Origin of the sequence: Sphingobium sp. SA2 (genome assembly GCF_032227065.1) — a bacterium.
GTDB lineage: Bacteria > Pseudomonadota > Alphaproteobacteria > Sphingomonadales > Sphingomonadaceae > Sphingobium.
The window spans coordinates 68104-84706 of record NZ_JAPMXX010000002.1 but is presented as its reverse complement, the minus strand read 5'-3'; the positions used below and the strand labels follow the sequence as shown (position 1 = coordinate 84706).

Sequence of the window (16603 nt, the reverse complement as noted above, 5' to 3'; positions counted from 1 at the left end):
GTCGGGCCGCGCCGCGCGGCTGAAACACGCCGTCGCCTTGGGTTTGAGTGGCATTGAGCCCGGCTAAAACTTCACGACGCCGTCGGGGGGAGGCAGCGCGCAAGCTTCTTCGACTCAAGCCCGCTGAGCTTCCAGCAGACCAAGGAAGAAGTGGTAGTCGAGGAACCCGGCCGTTCCTGCCACTGACAGCGGCGTGTAGGGCGCAAGCGCCGTCAGGTTGGCGATCCATGGCCCCGCTCCGATGCCGAGGCTGAAGATGATCTGCGGTCCGATACCGCAGGACGAGGTGGCCACCGCACCGAGGAATACCGCCGACGGCAACCAAGCGCCGCCGCTCCACAGCGACGTGTTGCGACGCGTGCAAATCCGCGGTGACAGGCGTTGTCGCCGCCGGTACGGGGTGCGATGCATTCACCATGTCAGACCTTGCTCCCCTTGCCGAAATCGATTCGAATCGTATTATACGGGCTGTAGTCACTACAGGTGCAAGAAGGAAATTCGATGAGCGGTCACGCAGGAGTAAAAAGCCTCCAGAGGGGAGAGCTTGCCGAACGGACGGGCTGCAATATCGAGACCGTGCGCTACTACGAAAAGATTGGCCTCTTGCCAGAGCCGCCGCGCACCTCGGGTGGTCATCGTGCCTACAGCTCGACGCATGAACGGCGCCTTCGCTTCGTCCTGCGAGCTCGCGAACTTGGCTTTTCCCTGGAAGAGATCCGTGAGCTTCTGCGGTTGGCAGAAGAGCGCGACCGACCATGCGCCGAAGCTAGCACCGTAGCAGCTACCCACCTTCAGGACGTGCGGGCGAAGATCGCCGATTTGAAGCGCATGGAGGGCGTGCTCAAAAACGTCGTCGTTCAATGCGGAGACGGCACGCAGCCGGAATGCCCGCTCATCGAGACCTTGTTCCGCGAACCTACGGCCAGATCGGCAAAGCCAGGGACAAAACCGGCGAGAAGTCCCCGTGGCCATCGCTAAGGCGCCATACCTCGCCGTACAGTCTTCAGCCCGATGGGACAGCTTAGTGACCGTGCGTGCGGCCCAACCGGCAGCAGTTCGTGCCTAACCCCCTGTGACGTATGAGCCGCCATTCCATCTGGCCTGCTGAGCGTGGCTGCGGGCTAAATTTCTCTGCGGGAACGCTGAGCTCGCCAGTTCAGTCTCTCTGGCATCAAAAAAAGTCTCATTCGCGTGAAACCTGTACCCGCTACAGGTGTGTTTCCAATTTTATGGTAGCTGCGGCCATCTCCTTGAGCCGGGCAAGCATAGCATATCCTCAAGCGGACTGGTCGAAATCATGCCCATAGGCACTCAAAGCAATTCAGGCGGGAAGATAATGCTTTTCGCGTTCTTGCATTTCATCTGCTGTGGGCTGCCTTTGTTGCTGCTCTCCGGGGTATCACTCGCGTTTATAACGCCTTACTGGCCGGTAGCCGCTGGAGTTCTAGCCCTACTCGGAATAGTCGGCTTCGTCTGGTACTTCAAACGCGGCTGCGCCTCCTGTCCCCGCAATGAGGGCCGCCGCGCCATTACCCCGAAAATCTAACTGGATGAAAGGAAGCTGTCATGGCTCAGCAGGTCGAGATTGGTCGCCCCGAAGGGAAGACATCCTATAGCGGATACGCCGAACGCTACTACGAGCAGGCCCGGAGCCAGCGCCAGACGCTCTCGGCCAGCGAGTATGTGGCGGTGACCGAGGGATACCTTCGCGAGTTCGTGTGCATGGGCCAATGCAACCTTTACCTCGGGTCGGCCAAGGATCCGAAGATCAAAGAGTCGATCAAAGTTTACCTCGAAGACGTCTGCAATCCGAACATCCAGGAAATGAAAAAGATACTTGACGATGGTGGCTACACGCTGCCCGCCCCCATGGAGGAAACGAAGGGTCCGGATGATATTCGCGAAGTCGACATGAACGCGATCAACGACCGCGCCATCGTGATCGCGCAATGGTTCGCCATCCGCGGATTCATGACGCTGTGGGACAACTTCGCGATCATGAGCCAGCGCACCGATGTGCGCGACGCCTTCATTCGCAACTATCACAGAGCCAATCGCTGGCACGTGGCGATATATGAGATGGCCCTAGAAAGCGGCCACCTGAAACCCCTTCCTATCATCGGTAATCAGCATGTCGGTCATCCCGGAACGAATCCGTGACGCCAGAGCGCGGCTTCGGGCATCGAACCGAGAGTGCCCGGGCGCAACGTACATGCGAAGTTTGCTTGGCCATCTGGCCTACAGCGCCGCATTGGCTGCCGCAGCCGAAGAGTTTCCACGCGTTAGCTGACCGCGCCGGCGAGCCGCGTCATCCTCAGTGAGGAACATGTATGAGAGACCGAGCACTTCAGGACTGCCGGGCATTGGTAACGGGCGCTAGTACCGGCATCGGCGAAGCGATCGCCCGGGCCTTCGCCCAGGCGGGCGCGTTGGTTCTCGTCAACTATAGGTCGGACCGCGAAGGGGCCGAGCGGGTAGTTGGAGAGATAAACACACGCGGGGGCAGCGCGGTAGCAATTCAGGGAGACATTTCAAATTCTGAGGATTGCAATCGGTTATTCGATGCGGCGGCGCATCAGTTCGGCGGCATTGATGTCGTTGTCGCCAATGCTGGCATCCAACGCGACGCCCCGTTTACGGAGCTGACCCTGGATGACTGGCGCATGGTCATCGACGTCAACCTGACGGGCCAATTCCTTTGCGCGCAGGAGGCCGTCAGGCGGTTTCGCAAACAGGGGCTTCGTCCCGACCGCTCACCCGCGCTTGGCAAGATCATTTTCACTAATTCCGTCCACCAAACAATACCTTGGAGTGGACATGCCAACTACGCCGCTGCGAAAGGCGGACTGAAGTTGCTCATGGAGACAATGGCGCAGGAACTAGCGGCGGAGAAGATCCGGGTGAATGCTATCGCGCCAGGCGCGATCAAGACGGCCATCAACAAGGAGGCATGGGAAACCGAAGCCGCTAAAGAGAAGCTGCTCAAGCTCGTTCCTTACGGCCGGGTCGGCGAGCCCGAGGACGTGGCCCAGGCCGCGGTGTGGCTGGCTTCCGATGACTCCGATTATGTCGTGGGCACAACCCTTTTCGTGGATGGCGGGATGGTGCTGTATCCCGCCTTTCGGGAGGGCGGCTAACCGTGTTGACACCACACAAATCCGCCGAACCCTTGGCCGCGTCGAGCCGGCGTTCTTACGTTCCTATCCGAGATTACGCACTCATCGGCGACTGTCATGGCGCAGCATTAGTCGCCCGCGACGGCGGGATCGACTGGTGGTGCCCAGAGCGCTTCGACGCTGACCCAGTCCTCTGGCGTCTCCTCGACGCCGAAAAGGGCCCGGTCTTTGAAATCTGTCCCGAAGATGATGCGGAGGTGGAGCGGGCCTATCTTCCTGATACAAACATTTTGCGCTCAGTCTGGACGACTCGCGGCGGCCGCGTTGCGGTGACTGACTTTGTGCCGGTCGGCCGGGCGCCTGCTGCGACGAAAGACGACTATGTCACCCTGTCCGCTCCGGGCTGGCTGGTGCGCATCGTGGAAGGCGTGGCGGGCCGCGTGACGATAAGGGTCCAGTATCGTCCGCCAAAAGCCTCCTTCGACGGCGCCGCCCTGGACGAGCTGCCCCAGGATGTGTGCGCATTCGAAACCTTCGCCCTTTACATGTGCCGAGGGGCGCCCAAAGGAGTCACGGCCGCCAACGAAGCGATCGAAGTCGCCGCTGGGGAAAGGCTTGCCTTCGTGCTTGCGCCGGTATCGGCCGCGACCGCAGCCCCCGCTGGTCAGGCCGCTCGACTACTGCAGATCACGTGCGCCTTCTGGCAAGAGTGGTGCGGCCGCTGCCAATATCAAGGCCCGTATGGCGGGGCGGTGCGGCGCAGCGCGTTAACCCTGAAGCTGCTCACCTTTGCCCCGACGGGGGCCATAGTCGCCGCGCCTACCACGTCCCTGCCCGAGGAACCGGGCGGCAAACGGAATTGGGATTACCGTTTTAGCTGGCTTCGAGACTCCGCCTTCGTGCTCCAAGCATTCGCGGCGCTTGGTTACAGCGGTGAAGCCCGCCGCTATTGCGATTTCCTACGCCTTTGCTGCGTGCAGACATTACCTGGACTGCAAATCCTCTATGGTATTCGCGGTGAGACGGAGCTCCGCGAACAAAGGCTGGACCATCTCGATGGCTATGACGGCAGCCGGCCTGTCCGCGTCGGCAATGCCGCTTACCGCCAAAAGCAAGCCGATATCTACGGCGAAATTGCGGACTGGGCACTTCTCCATCACGCGCTTGGTGAGCCCCTCGACGCGACTCTGAAGCAAATCCTCCGCGGCGCTGCCGATTATGTGGCCGCTCATTGGCGCGAACCCGATCAGGGTATCTGGGAGATGCGCGGCGAGCCGCGGCATCATGTTCACGGTAAGCTCATGGCTTGGGTTGCCCTCGACCGCTCGATCCGTCTGCTGGGACCAAATCCCATCTGGGAAACCGAGCGGAAAGCCGTGCTTCAGGCGGTCCTGCGCTCCGGCATTGATCCCGAGGGCGGCTACTTAACGCAGGCTTTTGGGTCCCGGGAACCGGACGCCGCACTCTTGCTGGCCCCGCTGCTCGATCTCCCGGTTCCGCCCGACCTGCTAGCCCGCACGGTGGATGCCGTGGAGAGGCGACTACGCGAGGGCGACTACGTCCTGCGCTACAGGACCCCTGATGGGCTTCCCGGCGGCGAAGGCGCTTTTCTCATCTGCAGCTTTTGGCTGGTTGATGCACTCCTTGCGCTGGATAGAGCGGTGGAAGCGCGCTCGTTATTTGAGAGCCTCATAAACAAGGGCAATGATCTCGGCCTGTATGCGGAAGAGGTCCGTCCACACGACGGTGCATTTCTCGGCAATTTCCCCCAAGCTTTCACGCATCTCGCTCTGATCAACAGCGCCATTCACTTGCAGCTCTACGAGAACAAGGGGGTGGAAGCCCTCGCTGGAACGCATGCCGATCGCGCGAAACGAACGGCCGCCCGTGAGGCCATCTGGCAGGACATCAACGGCGACGGCTCGCGAACCAATTCGCGTGCTTCTGTTCTCGATTTGAAACCCACCATCTCGCCGCAGCCCGGGCGACCAGATACGGAGACGCAGCGTGGCGGCCTATGAGAATGTCCGCCCGGTTGGCAAACCTTTAATCCCGTTCCGTCGAGGCGGTACAGACCTGCGCGCTGTGGTGAACTTTCCCAGCCCGTGCGGAGCGAAAACGTACTGTTGCGACTAGTGCGGCCAGCGCAGGCACGATGATGCTGCGGTCCATGCGGGTGTTCTCCCCGGAGTTACCGCCACGTTCGTATGGTAGCAACACGTATACAAAACGATGAACGACGAACAAGTAGGAGAGACCAATGGCCAACCAATACGACCTTATAATCATAGGAACCGGCACTGCGGCCATGGTCGCCGCGATGCGAGTGCGCGCCGCCGGTTGGAGCGTGGCGGTCATCGACTTCCGGCCTTTCGGGGGAACCTGCGCACTGCGGGGCTGCGACCCGAAAAAGATGCTTGTCGGCGGCGCCTCGGCTCTCGACCATGTCCGGCGCATGAGTGGCAATGGCGTTGCCGGCGACGTCCATATCGACTGGCCAGAATTGATCGCCTTCAAGCGCACCTTTACCGACCCGGTCCCCGAAAAGCACGAGCATCGTTACAACGAAAAGGGCATCCATACCTATCACGGTCACGCGCGTTTCGTAGGCCAGAACAGCCTGACAGTGGGTAGCGAGAGCCTTGAAGCCCGTCACGTTTTGATCGCTGCGGGCGCCGAACCGATAAAGCTGAACATTCCCGGTGAAGAATATTTCGCGACCAATGAGGATTTCCTAGCGATGGGGCGACTACCCCAACGCATTGTGCTGGTGGGAGGCGGCTATATCGCGTCGGAATTTTCCCACATCGCCGCGCGCGCGGGTGCGCAAGTGACCATCCTTCAACGTGGCGAGCGGATGCTTACGCACTTTGAGCCTGAACTTGTCGGCTGGCTCATGGACAAATTCGGCGAGATCGGGATCGATGTGCGCCTGCGGACCACAGTACAGACAATCCAGAAGAAGGGTGCTGGCTTTGTCGTTCGCGCCTCGTCAGAAAGCGGTGACACGACGTTTGAAGCCGACCTTGTTGTTCATGCGGCCGGTCGGGCGCCCGCGCTCGACGCGCTTGATCTTGAAACCGGCGGCATCGCGACGGAGAACGGCCGGCTCAAACTGAATGAGCACCTGCAGAGCGTCTCGAACCCGGCCGTGTACGCCGCCGGCGATGCGGCACAGAAGGGCCCACCACTCACTCCGGTCTCAAGCCACGACGGCAAGGTGGTCGCCGCTAATCTTCTGGAGGGCAATCGGCATACGCCCGACTATCGCGGTGTGCCGAGCGTGGCCTTCACGATTCCGCCGATCGCTGCTGTCGGACTGAGCGAGGACGAAGCACGTCAGCAGGGCCTGAAATTCCAGACCAAGTCCCAGAAGGCGTCCGACTGGTTTACTGCTCGCCAGGCCGCAGAGAAGACCTATGGCTTCAAGGTGATGGTGGAGGACGACACCAGGCGTATCCTAGGCGCACATCTCGTCGGACCACATGCCGATGAAGTAATTAATCTGTTTGCCCTGGCGATCCGCCACGACCTAACGGCCGACAATTTGAAGACGACGATGTTCGCGTATCCCACCGGCGCCTCGGATATCGGCTACATGCTCTAAATGCCTTTGCGTCTCCTGTAATCATCGAGGACGGACGCATCTGGCTCTATTACTCGTTGAAGGACGCCGAACTGGCACGCGCAGAGCTTCGACGTAGCTAATCGCTTCGTCGGCGATGCGCCAACCCAGGAGCGCGGGCGCAGACATGGTGAAGCTAGTCGACGAGCCAATCGGATGAAAATTCGGCATTGACCCTGTACTTAGTACAGGGTGTAGCAGTTCTAACGTGACGATCGTCAATGTGAACTAACGAGCAGCGCAGCACAGATGGCTTGGCAGCGCCACTAGCGCGGAAAGAGAGGTTTCATGAACGAAAAGCCAGCAGCCGGACTTATGACGGCGATTGTCGTCGCGCCACTGGTCGCGCTTTGCTGCCTTGGGCCGCTTTTTATCGGCTCGGCAGTAGGTGGTGTCGTGGGCTGGCTTAGCGGACAGGGTCTTGCATTGACCGCCGTGCTGGCATTCTTGGCCGCGGCCATCGGCTACGCCGTGATGCGTTGGCGCAGGGCTTCGTCCAATCGCGTGGATGCCGACCCGACTTGCGCATGCGATGTATCTGAAGCGCGGCAGGACGTCGAGCTTGATATCGTCAAGCCTGCGAACGAACGGCGGACCCGTTAATCGCAATGATTCGGGCGGTCCGGAGCGCACGGTGCGATCGCTCAGGCCGGACGATCATCCATAGAACTGGTACGTGCCAATCAAGGAATGCCATGCCACTGGAAGATCAGCGACCTGACCCATTAAGAGCGGACCCTGCGGAGATGATCGAAGAATGCTCGGCCTTGTTGCCAGGGTTCAATGAGGTCGGGCTCATTCCCGCTGTGGCGACAGACGTCGCGAGTGGAGTGGTGCTGATGCTGGCGTGGATGAATGCGGAGGCGTTGAACAAGACGATCGAGACCGGCCAGGCCTGGTACTGGAGCCGGTCCCGCCAGCGTCTCTGGCATAAGGGCGCGACAAGCGGGCAGATCCAACAGGTCGATGAACTGCGCATCGACTGTGATCAGGACACGGTCTGGCTCAAGGTGCGCGTCGCGGGCGACGGCGGCTGTTGTCACACCGGCCGAACCAGTTGTTTCTATCGCCGAATCGTGACCGGGTCGGAGGGTCCGACGCTCCAACGGCTATCCCACGCTCGGCCATTGTTCGCGCTGAAAGGCCGCCTCAGAAAGTGAGGCAATAAGCTGTACATGCCCGTTGAGACATGTTTGTGCACAGGGGCTTCAGCAAATCCTGCTTTCTGTGATCCACGCACCTGTGCGGCATCTAAGTGTCTGATCGGAAATTAAGTTGAGTGGTATCAGTAGGTTAGCTTGACGGCTTTGCCTGTCGTTGATTCAGGGGTTTCGCCAAAAACTACCGTGGATCCAACGATGTGGACTGATACCACTCGCGCCCTTCATGCGCGAAGCGGGCTGGCTTTGCCAAGATGGGGTGGTTGCCGCCCTCCCCAGACGGCATCGCAATGTGCCAAGCGATATGACTAATGCGGAGTGGGCAGTTCTGGAGCCGCTGTTGCCTCCAGCGTCGCATGCTGCGCGACCTCGCAAATGGCCGCTGCGGCGCATTGTCGAGGCGATCCTGTATCGTACCCATCCGGCGTTACCTCAAGGTTCGTGCGCCAGACAACGATTTCTCGGACATAAGCGGAACATCGGCTACGCAACACGCTTCAACCGCGCCATTGGCTCGTTGAGTGGGTGGAATTCACCTGCGGGAAGTCGCCTTGCCTGTTCCCAGAGGTAATCGCCGGTCAGGCTGATATGCGCCCAGCCCATCGGAGACAGGTGCGCGAGCAGTGCCGCATCGAACGTTGTGCCGACGGCGTTGAGGTGCTTGGCGGCGCGGTCGAGATAGACCGTGTTCCAGTAGGAAATCGCCGCGATCAGCAAGTTCAGCCCAGATGCACGAAATTCCTGATTTTCCAGCGAGCGATCGGTGAACCGGCCCTGCCGGTTGGTATAGATGGCGGCGGCAAGCGTGTGCCGCGCTTCGCCTTTGTTGAGACCGGCCTGACAGGCACGGCGCAGTTCCGGTTGTTCGAGCCAATCGAGCGTGAACAAAGTGCGCTCGATACGGCCCAGTTCAGCCAATGCAAAATCCAGCCTGTTCTGGCGTTTGTAGGCGGCAAGCTTTCGCAAGATTACTGACGGCGCCACCGTGCCATCCTTGATTGAGGCGACAATCCTGACGATGTCATCCCAATCAGCCTCGATCGCTGCGGTTTTGATGGTGCGGCCCATCAGGCTTTCGATGCCCTTGTATGTCGATGGCGCAGCGATCGAACCCAGTTTGCGGTCGGCAATATCGCGCAGTCGGGGCGCAAAGCGGAACCCGAGCAGGTGGCAGAGTGCGAAAACATGATCGGTCGCGCCGCCGGTATCGGTATAGTGCTCATGCAACGGAAGGTTGCCAGCGCCCAGGACAAGGCCGTCGAGCACGTAGGGCGCTTCACCTGCCGTCGCGGACATGATCCGTGATCCGAATGATGCGAAGTGATCGGAAAGGTGGGAATAGATTTTCACGCCAGGTTCGGTTCCATATTTGGCATTGACGTCCGCCGCCCCCGAACGGCTCCGCCCCGACCGGAAGAACTGGCCATCGGACGACGAACTGGTGCCAGCACCCCAATGCCGCGCGAAGGGTAACTCGTGGTGGGCTGAGATAATCATGGCCAGTGCGGCCTGATAATTGTCGGGGGAAAGGTACCAGTTGTGGGTCCATGCGAGCTGGGCATAGCTGACGCCTTCGCTGGCATTGGCCATCCTCTCCAGCCCGAGGTTGGTGCCGTCAGCCAGAATTGCGGCGAGTACCGTGCTGGGGTTGTCATGCTCCTTGCCTGAACGCAGGTCACGGAATGCGTTCAAAAAACCAGTGCGTTCGGCGACTTCAAGCAGCAGCTCGGTGATGCGCACGCGGGGAAGCAGGGTATCGAGCTTACGATCGAGGGCTTCAGCTTCCGGTGGGGTGACAGGCGGCATTTTCTGAAGCTTGAGCCGGTCTCGTTCGAGCGACACTCCCTCAAGCTTGTTTGCTTTCAACTGTTTGGCAAATCGGCGCAGCCGCCAGTCAAGATTTCGTGACCGGTCAGCGAGGTAGGACGCAGCATTTGAATCGAACGGAAGCGCATCGGCCACTTTGGCGGCGTCGCGCCGACCCAGCAAATAGGCATCGAAGCACTGATAGTTGCGGGTTCCCTCGATCCATACATCACCGGCGCGCAAACGATCGCGCAAGGTTGCCATGATCGCAATTTCATAACGTCGGCGGTCGATACGGCCGTTTTCGGTGATGAGGCGCTTCCATTGCCGATTGGGGAATGGCAGTGGAACGCCATCGGGAAGGTCGCGCGACTTTCGTGTGTTCGCATCGCGAATGACATCGATAGCCTTGAGTAGTGCCGATCCGCTTCCCGATGTCTTGAACGCGAAAGCGTCCAGAAATGCTGGGCTGAAACGCCGTAGCGTGGCGTAACGCTCGGTTGCCGTTACCAGTGCGTCCTCGCCGGCAAGATCAGCAAGGGCATCGACTTGGGCCCTTGCCGCAACAAGTCGGTGCCAGCCCACCGCTTCGTCAATCAATTCGAACGGATCGCCGCCATTCTGGACAGCCTCATCAAGTGCTGTGATTGTGGCACCAAACAGCCGCATAAGTTGCCCCACCGACTGAATGCTGTCTTGATAGCGACGTTCGCGCCCACGTCGGGCACGCGTGAACATGCCGCCGATAAGCCGGTCAAACATCTGGACCGCCGCGTCGGCAAGTCTGGCCTCAAGGTCGATCACTGCGGCCGTCAACGTCGCCCGCCTGCGATTGACACTGTAATCCGACAGGAGGAATGCCGGTGCCACGCCGCCTTCGCGGAGAAACTGGGTAAAGCGGAATTCCGGAATGGCGCCCCCAACTGCCGGGTCGACACTTATGCCGCGAACATAGCGCAGGCGCTCAAGCAAGCCATTGATATTGGCCGCAGTCGGGGCTTCTTTGAAATTACGCAACCACGCCAGCGGCGTCATGCCGAAATCCGGGTTGTTGATTACGAGTTCGTCTAGCCGTGTCAGTTCAGCAGAGCTGAGGCCTTCGACGATTGCGGCTGCGGCAGCTTTGCGTGCGCGTGCCCGGCCAGCAAGACCGGCGCGTTCCAGCGTGTCGCCTGACGGAAGAATGAACCGCTCACCCTTCAGGCCAACCATTAGGGCGCGAACAATCGGTTCACCTCTGTCTGTATACTCGGCGGCCTGCGCGGCAAGATTCAGGGCAAGTGCCAGGTCGCCGCGTCGAAACGGGCGTATGCCAAGATAACGCGCCACGAGATCGGCATGATCGGTACGTGTTTGCGCGCGCTGACCATATGCAGAGAAGGAGGAAGGATCGACGAATAACTGTGCCGCGAGGTACTGAAGAATGACGTCGGGAAGCCCGATCTCGGGTTGCAGACCAAAGCCGGGATGTCGCATCAAAGCGATTTGTGCAGCCAGACCGAGGCGATTTGCTGGACCATAGCGGCGCCCAACCAATTCAACATCTTCCGCGGAAAGGGTATAATGCCCAATGATCGCGATTTCCTCGACAGGAGGATCGAACAGGCGCTGTCGCTCGTCTCCGGTCAGAAGTCGGCGCCGTGCCATTTTGCTCTCCCGCTGAGTCGAACGACAAAATTAACACCAAAGCGGCTCGCGCTGGAGGGTGTCTATTCGTTGTAGATTGATCCCCGAGCAATCACCCGGCGCAGCAAGACAGTTTGGCGACATCCTTATCAAACGTTTGGGCCGCCAGTTTGAGGCCTTCCACAGTGGTCAGGTAAGGAAATATCGTTGCACCCAATTCCAGGGTGGTCATGCCATGTTTGATCGCCAGCACCAGTGTCTGGATCGAATCCGCGCCTTCGGGTGCCATGATCTGGCCACCCAGCAAACGGTCGTTTGCCTTGTCGGCAACCAGTTTGATGAGACCCCGCGTATCGCGTGCTGCCAGTGCCCTTGGCACAGCGTCGAGCGGGAGCAGCGAAACCTTGATGTCCAGGCCTTGCGCCCGTGCTGTAGTTTCAGTGAGGCCTGCGCTGGCGACTTGCGGGTCAGTGAAAACGACGGATGGCATGGCGGAATTGTCGTAGCGGTATTGGTTGCCCGTCACCGCGTTGCGCGCGGCCAGTTTTGCGGCATAGGCGGCCATGTAGACGAACTGGTCCCGTCCCGTTACATCGCCCGCCGCGTAAATGCCTGAGACCGACGTTTCGAGGTGGTCATCGACGACGATTCCACCATTACGGGCAAGCACTATGCCGCGCTCCTCCAACCCAAGCCCGTCGCTATTGGGTCGGCGTCCGGTGGCAATCAGCACCTGTTCCGCCGCGACGGTGTCGCGATGCCCCTCGCAGGTCAATTCGACCCCGCTCTGTGTTTGGGCGATACGCTGATAGCCGACACCTGCGCAAACCCGCACGCCCTCGGCTTCCAAATAGTTTTTTAGCGCGGCACTCACTTCCGGGTCCATTTCGGGAAGCAGGCGGCTTCGGCAGCAGATGGTGACATCAACGCCCAGACGCGAAAACATCTGTCCCAGTTCAACCCCAATCACCCCGCCACCGATCACCAGCAGCGATTTGGGCAGGCGATCCAGCGCTAGCGCCGATGTGCTGGTTAGGTAGGGCACGCTGTCCATCCCCGGAATCGGCGGCACGGCGGCGTGCGCACCCATCGCCAATATGACCTTGCCGACTTTTATCGGCACATCGTCAACGATCAGCGCACCGTCTGCGAAGCGTGCCTTGCCCTCGATATAGCTTACCCCGGAATAGGCGGGCAGAAGATCGACATATTTTTTCTGGCGCAGCGTGCTGACCAATTCATCCTTTGATGCCGCGAGCTGCGCCCAATCGCCTAGTTGAATGTTACCGCCAAGGCCGGGAAAGCGCGTGGCGGCTCGCCCACCGTGCACCGCCTCGGCGGCACGGATCAGCGTCTTGGACGGAACGCAGCCGACATTGACGCAGGTGCCGCCAATCGTGCCATGGCCGATCAGCGCGACTTTCGCCCCGAGTTCGGCGGCGGTGATCGCGGCGGAAAAACCCGCCGAGCCCGCACCGACGACGGCCACGTCATATCCATCCCGCCCAGGGCGGTTGCAACAATCGTTCATTGGATACAGCTTTCTTCAGGCGCGACGGGCGCCGTCATTCAGTTTTGAATAGCGCGCGCCGTATAACCCGCATTGGTCGACGCAGCGGCAATCGCAGCAGCATTCGCGCGGCGAGGATCATATGTTACGCGCGCGGTCTTGGCGGCGAAATCAACCGTCACCGCGCTGACACCTGCCACGCCTTCCATCGCCTTCTTCACGGTGATCGGGCAGGTGGCGCAGGTCATGTTTTCGATGGCAAAGGTGGCTTGCCTCTGAGCGGTTGCGGTGGCCGCAGGGCGATCCTGTGCTGAATTGTCAAGTGCTAGGGCGACCCCGCCACCGGCGGTTGCCAGCACGGCCAGCCCAATGAGTATAGTCTTCTTCATGGGTGTACCCTTTCAATAAAACCAAGGTGCCCACCAGTCGATGGTGAGCGCGAGGATGACGATGGCGAGACCCAGCCACAGCACCGCTTTGGTAGTGCGGGCCGATTGCGGACGAGCGCAATATGAGCCGTCCTCACAGGGTGGGTTCGGCTTGAAATAGACATGCCAGAAGCCGTAGCCGAGCAGAGCCAGCGTCACCGCCGCGACATAAGGCTTGTAAGGTTCGAGCGCGGTCAGGTTGGCGATCCACGCGCCGGATATGCCAAGCGTAACGAACAGGAGCGGCACGACGCAGCAGGCGGAGGCCAGCCCCGCGCCGATCAGCGCGCCCGTGGCGACCCAGTTCGCCCGCTTCGGCTCGTCGTTTTCAGTGAGGGCTGACTGTCCTGATTCAGGCGCTGAGGCCATGCCGCAAATCCTTTCTTCCGCCTTCGTGATTCGCAGTGTAGCCTCTGTAGTAGGTACAGACTCAAGAGGTTTTTCATGCAGCCACAATCTGGCATTTTACGCGCTCAGCTTGCCCGGAGGACCGGCTGCAATCTCGAAACCGTCCGCTATTACGAGAAGGTCGGATTGCTGCCAGCACCGGCGCGCAACGCCAATGGCTACCGGGTCTATTCGCCGGAACTGGTGCAAAGGTTGCAGTTCATCCTGCGCGCCCGCGATCTGAGCTTTGCGATGGATGAGATTCGGTCTTTGTTGTCGCTGACCGACGTTGGAGCGCAAACGTGCGCAGAGGTGATGGGGAGAACCCAAGCACACCTTGACGATGTCCGTCGCCGTATTGCCGATTTGCAGAAGATAGAGGCGGCGCTGGCGACAACATTAGACAAATGCACCGGCGACGACGTTGCCGAATGTCCTATTTTGGACGCACTTCAGTTTTCGTCCGTATAGGACAAGTGAGGCCGCTATTTTTGCGGGATTTGATCTTCTGTCGTCAATCTGGAGTATAGTCTACCTGGACGTCAGGATGCTTGCGGTAATTGTGTCAGATAAGAACGCCGAATCACATTTCTTGACATATGCGTACCAAGTTTATAGAGTCCAACCTGACATATTGGCCAGGAGCGGACGATGAATGGGCAAAAGATCGGATACGTCCGGGTCAGTGCATTCGATCAGAATGTCGATCGCCAACTGGATGGTGTCGCACTCGACAAGATTTTCACCGACAAGGCATCGGGCAAGGACGTCGACAGGCCACAGCTTGAAGCCATGCTATCGTTCATCCGCGAGGGGGACACGGTGGTCGTGCATAGCATGGACCGCCTCGCGCGCAACCTCGACGACCTGCGCAAGCTGGTCCAGTCCCTCACCAAGCGGGGCATCCGGATCGAATTCGTCAAGGAAAGCCTGGCGTTCACGGGTGAAGATTCGCCGATGGCCAATTTGATGCTGTCGGTGATGGGGGCATTTGCCGAATTCGAGCGGGCCTTGATCCGCGAACGACAGCGCGAAGGGATTGCTGTCGCCAAACAGCGCGGCGCCTATCGCGGAAGGAAGAAGTCGCTTTCCGATGACAGGGTGGCCGAGTTGAAGCAACGGGTTGCAGCTGGCGAGCAGAAGGCTACCATCGCTCGCGATCTTGGGATCAGCCGGGAAACCCTCTATCAGTACCTTCGATCAGCGACATGAAAAGCCTTTCCCGCCTTTGTCCATGAAATCGTTGTCTGACGCACAAACCTTGAGGCGACGCCCATTTCTGCTACGAAGCCGGACCGACCGGCTACGGTCTTTATCGGTTGATCACGGCCATGGGTCACCCTTGCGACGTGGTCGCGCCATCATTGATCCCGAGGAGACCAGGCGACAGGGTAAAGACCAACAGGCGCGACGCGGTTGGCGCCAGCGCCGAACGCACCGAGCGCCTGCTCGCACAGTACGAGCTCGTGCTTGAGGATCTCGAAGCCGACGCGGCCGAGGACGAGTTGGCTGCCCAAGCCGCCGCGGCGAAGACGACGACCATTCCCGCATTCGAGCGCAAGAAGCCGGTCAGGAAGCCGTTTCCCGAACATCTGCCACGCGAACGCGTGGTCGTTTCCGCGCCGTGCTCTTGCCCGGCTTGCGGCAGCGACCGCTTGTCCAAGCTCGGTGAAGATGTGACCGAGACGCTCGAGGTGATCCCTCGCTCGTGGAAGGTCATCCAGGCCGTACGCGAGAAGTTCGCCTGCCGGGACTGCGAGAAGATCACGCAGCCGCCTGCGCCGTTCCACGTCACCTCGCGGGGATGGGCCGGCCCGAGCTTTCTCGCCATGCTGCTGTTCGACAAGTACGGCCAGCATCAGCCGCTCCACCGCCAGGCCGAGCGCTTTGCCAGCGAAGGCGTGCCACTCAGCCTATCGACGCTCGCCGACCAGATCGGCGCTGCCTGTCTAGCGCTCATGCCGATCTACCAGTTGATCGAGGCCCACACGCTGGCCGCCGAGCGGTTGCACGGCGACGACACCACCGTGCCGATCATGGCCAAGGGCAAGACCATTACCGGCCGATTGTGGGATTACGTGCGCGACGACCGGCCCTTCGGAGGCAGTGATCCGCCCTCGGTCGTCTTCTACTATTCGCCCGACCGACGCGGCGATCGCCCACGAGGCCACCTTGCGGCCTGGTCCGGCATCCTGCAGGCCGACGCCTATGCCGGGTTCACCGAGCTGTACGCGGCCGATCGCAAGCCCGCGCCTATCCTGGAGGCAGGATGCTTTGCCCATGCGCGCCGAAAGTTTTTCGAACTGGCCGACGTCGAGGGCGCGGCTCGCAAGAAGAGCCGCGGCGAGAAGGCGCCGATCATCTACCCGATCGCTCTGGAGGCCGTGCAGAAGCTCGACGCCCAGTTCGCCATTGAGCGCGACATCAATGGCACGAGCGCGGCCGAGCGCCTCGCGGTTCGTCAGGAACTCAGCGCGCCCCTGATGGCGGAACTCAAAGACTGGCTGAACGCGCAGCTCGCCCGGATCTCACGCAACCACGACGTGGCCAAGGCCATCAACTACATGCTGCGCCGCTGGGATGCGTTCACCCGTTTCCTCGATGACGGCAGGGTCTGCCTCTCCAACAACGCCGCCGAACGGTCTCTGCGCTGCGTGACTCTTGGGCGCAAGTCGTGGCTATTCTGCGGCTCCGATCGAGGCGGCCAGCGAGCGGCGGTCGTTTATTCTCTGATCCAGACCTGTCGCCTCAACGAGGTCGATCCTCAGGCCTGGCTCGCCGATGTCCTTGCCCGCATCGCCGATCATCCTGTCAGTCGTCTCGACGAATTGCTCCCGTGGAATTGGCCCGCCGTCAAGGTCGCTATCGCCGCCTGATCCAACTTCGCCGCGGTCCTCGGCGTATGCTTACCGCCGGGATCGCCGGTGAGAACCAGGTCAGGCGCT

The 16603-nt window shown here is 60.4% G+C and carries 14 protein-coding genes and 2 pseudogenes; 11 read left to right on the top strand and 5 right to left on the bottom strand.

Translation table 11 applies throughout. From position 1 onward, the window contains the following. Positions 1 to 114: 114 nt before the first annotated feature. Complete coding sequence (locus OVY48_RS06170; protein ID WP_313922131.1) at positions 115 to 411, bottom strand: mercuric transporter MerT family protein; 297 nt, start codon at positions 409 to 411, stop codon at positions 115 to 117. A gap of 90 nt (positions 412 to 501) precedes the next feature. Here OVY48_RS06170 and OVY48_RS06165 point away from each other — a divergent pair, with 90 nt between their 5' ends. The 8 genes and pseudogenes from OVY48_RS06165 to OVY48_RS06130 form a co-directional block, all read left to right on the top strand. Beyond that, the gene (locus OVY48_RS06165; protein WP_313922130.1) at positions 502 to 978 is read left to right on the top strand and encodes a helix-turn-helix domain-containing protein; all 477 of its coding nucleotides are present in this window, start codon (positions 502 to 504) and stop codon (positions 976 to 978) included. A 588-nt stretch (positions 979 to 1566) separates the two neighbouring features. Next, entirely contained in the window at positions 1567 to 2160 is a 594-nt protein-coding gene (locus tag OVY48_RS06160; protein WP_313922129.1) for a DUF3231 family protein, read from the top strand. 170 nt (positions 2161 to 2330) lie between these two features. Continuing rightward, on the top strand, positions 2331 to 3137 hold the full coding sequence (locus OVY48_RS06155; protein WP_313922128.1) for an SDR family oxidoreductase: 807 nt from the start codon (positions 2331 to 2333) through the stop codon (positions 3135 to 3137). Between the two features lie 2 nt (positions 3138 to 3139). Next, on the top strand, positions 3140 to 5137 hold the full coding sequence (locus tag OVY48_RS06150; RefSeq protein ID WP_313922127.1) for a glycoside hydrolase family 15 protein: 1998 nt from the start codon (positions 3140 to 3142) through the stop codon (positions 5135 to 5137). Between the two features lie 239 nt (positions 5138 to 5376). After that, positions 5377 to 6723, top strand: a complete 1347-nt coding sequence (locus OVY48_RS06145; protein ID WP_313922126.1) for an NAD(P)/FAD-dependent oxidoreductase — start codon at positions 5377 to 5379, stop codon at positions 6721 to 6723. A gap of 306 nt (positions 6724 to 7029) precedes the next feature. Beyond that, on the top strand, positions 7030 to 7344 hold the full coding sequence (locus OVY48_RS06140; RefSeq protein WP_313922125.1) for a hypothetical protein: 315 nt from the start codon (positions 7030 to 7032) through the stop codon (positions 7342 to 7344). A gap of 143 nt (positions 7345 to 7487) precedes the next feature. Beyond that, positions 7488 to 7901: a phosphoribosyl-AMP cyclohydrolase gene (gene hisI, locus OVY48_RS06135; protein WP_313922124.1), complete on the top strand. Its 414-nt coding sequence runs from the start codon at positions 7488 to 7490 to the stop codon at positions 7899 to 7901. Between the two features lie 198 nt (positions 7902 to 8099). Further along, positions 8100 to 8334, top strand: a pseudogene (locus tag OVY48_RS06130) (transposase); the annotation flags it as partial. A gap of 50 nt (positions 8335 to 8384) precedes the next feature. On the opposite strand, the gene OVY48_RS06125 reads toward OVY48_RS06130, so the two are convergent. The 4 genes from OVY48_RS06125 to OVY48_RS06110 form a co-directional block, all read right to left on the bottom strand. Further along, the gene (locus OVY48_RS06125) at positions 8385 to 11354 is read right to left on the bottom strand and encodes a Tn3 family transposase (RefSeq protein WP_030089545.1); all 2970 of its coding nucleotides are present in this window, start codon (positions 11352 to 11354) and stop codon (positions 8385 to 8387) included. A 91-nt stretch (positions 11355 to 11445) separates the two neighbouring features. Further along, complete coding sequence (gene merA, locus OVY48_RS06120; protein WP_030089546.1) at positions 11446 to 12864, bottom strand: mercury(II) reductase; 1419 nt, start codon at positions 12862 to 12864, stop codon at positions 11446 to 11448. 38 nt (positions 12865 to 12902) lie between these two features. Further along, a complete protein-coding gene (locus tag OVY48_RS06115) occupies positions 12903 to 13232 on the bottom strand; it encodes a heavy-metal-associated domain-containing protein (protein ID WP_081096816.1) in 330 nt (109 codons plus the stop codon). Between the two features lie 12 nt (positions 13233 to 13244). After that, positions 13245 to 13640 carry a mercuric transporter MerT family protein gene (locus OVY48_RS06110; RefSeq protein ID WP_007015440.1) on the bottom strand — a complete coding sequence of 132 codons (396 nt, stop codon included), beginning with the start codon at positions 13638 to 13640 and terminating at the stop codon, positions 13245 to 13247. A gap of 75 nt (positions 13641 to 13715) precedes the next feature. Between OVY48_RS06110 and OVY48_RS06105 the strand changes: the two genes are divergently transcribed. The 3 genes and pseudogenes from OVY48_RS06105 to tnpC all read left to right on the top strand — a co-directional run. After that, positions 13716 to 14129 carry a MerR family transcriptional regulator gene (locus OVY48_RS06105; protein ID WP_007015439.1) on the top strand — a complete coding sequence of 138 codons (414 nt, stop codon included), beginning with the start codon at positions 13716 to 13718 and terminating at the stop codon, positions 14127 to 14129. A gap of 180 nt (positions 14130 to 14309) precedes the next feature. Continuing rightward, positions 14310 to 14870, top strand: coding sequence for a recombinase family protein (locus OVY48_RS06100; RefSeq protein WP_062348316.1), 561 nt, complete (start codon positions 14310 to 14312; stop codon positions 14868 to 14870). A gap of 191 nt (positions 14871 to 15061) precedes the next feature. Then, positions 15062 to 16534 (top strand): annotated as a pseudogene (gene tnpC / locus OVY48_RS06095) (IS66 family transposase); the annotation flags it as partial. Positions 16535 to 16603 lie beyond the last annotated feature (69 nt).

Excerpts from the sequence above, each read along its gene's own strand:
- OVY48_RS06170 (WP_313922131.1), bottom strand. The coding sequence starts at position 411 with ATGCATCGCACCCCGTACCGGCGGCGACAACGCCTGTCACCGCGGATT.
- OVY48_RS06165 (WP_313922130.1), top strand. The coding sequence starts at position 502 with ATGAGCGGTCACGCAGGAGTAAAAAGCCTCCAGAGGGGAGAGCTTGCC.
- OVY48_RS06160 (WP_313922129.1), top strand. The coding sequence starts at position 1,567 with ATGGCTCAGCAGGTCGAGATTGGTCGCCCCGAAGGGAAGACATCCTAT.
- OVY48_RS06155 (WP_313922128.1), top strand. The coding sequence starts at position 2,331 with ATGAGAGACCGAGCACTTCAGGACTGCCGGGCATTGGTAACGGGCGCT.
- OVY48_RS06145 (WP_313922126.1), top strand. The coding sequence starts at position 5,377 with ATGGCCAACCAATACGACCTTATAATCATAGGAACCGGCACTGCGGCC.
- OVY48_RS06140 (WP_313922125.1), top strand. The coding sequence starts at position 7,030 with ATGAACGAAAAGCCAGCAGCCGGACTTATGACGGCGATTGTCGTCGCG.
- hisI (WP_313922124.1), top strand. The coding sequence starts at position 7,488 with ATGATCGAAGAATGCTCGGCCTTGTTGCCAGGGTTCAATGAGGTCGGG.
- OVY48_RS06125 (WP_030089545.1), bottom strand. The coding sequence starts at position 11,354 with ATGGCACGGCGCCGACTTCTGACCGGAGACGAGCGACAGCGCCTGTTC.
- merA (WP_030089546.1), bottom strand. The coding sequence starts at position 12,864 with ATGAACGATTGTTGCAACCGCCCTGGGCGGGATGGATATGACGTGGCC.
- OVY48_RS06115 (WP_081096816.1), bottom strand. The coding sequence starts at position 13,232 with ATGAAGAAGACTATACTCATTGGGCTGGCCGTGCTGGCAACCGCCGGT.
- OVY48_RS06110 (WP_007015440.1), bottom strand. The coding sequence starts at position 13,640 with ATGGCCTCAGCGCCTGAATCAGGACAGTCAGCCCTCACTGAAAACGAC.
- OVY48_RS06105 (WP_007015439.1), top strand. The coding sequence starts at position 13,716 with ATGCAGCCACAATCTGGCATTTTACGCGCTCAGCTTGCCCGGAGGACC.
- OVY48_RS06100 (WP_062348316.1), top strand. The coding sequence starts at position 14,310 with ATGAATGGGCAAAAGATCGGATACGTCCGGGTCAGTGCATTCGATCAG.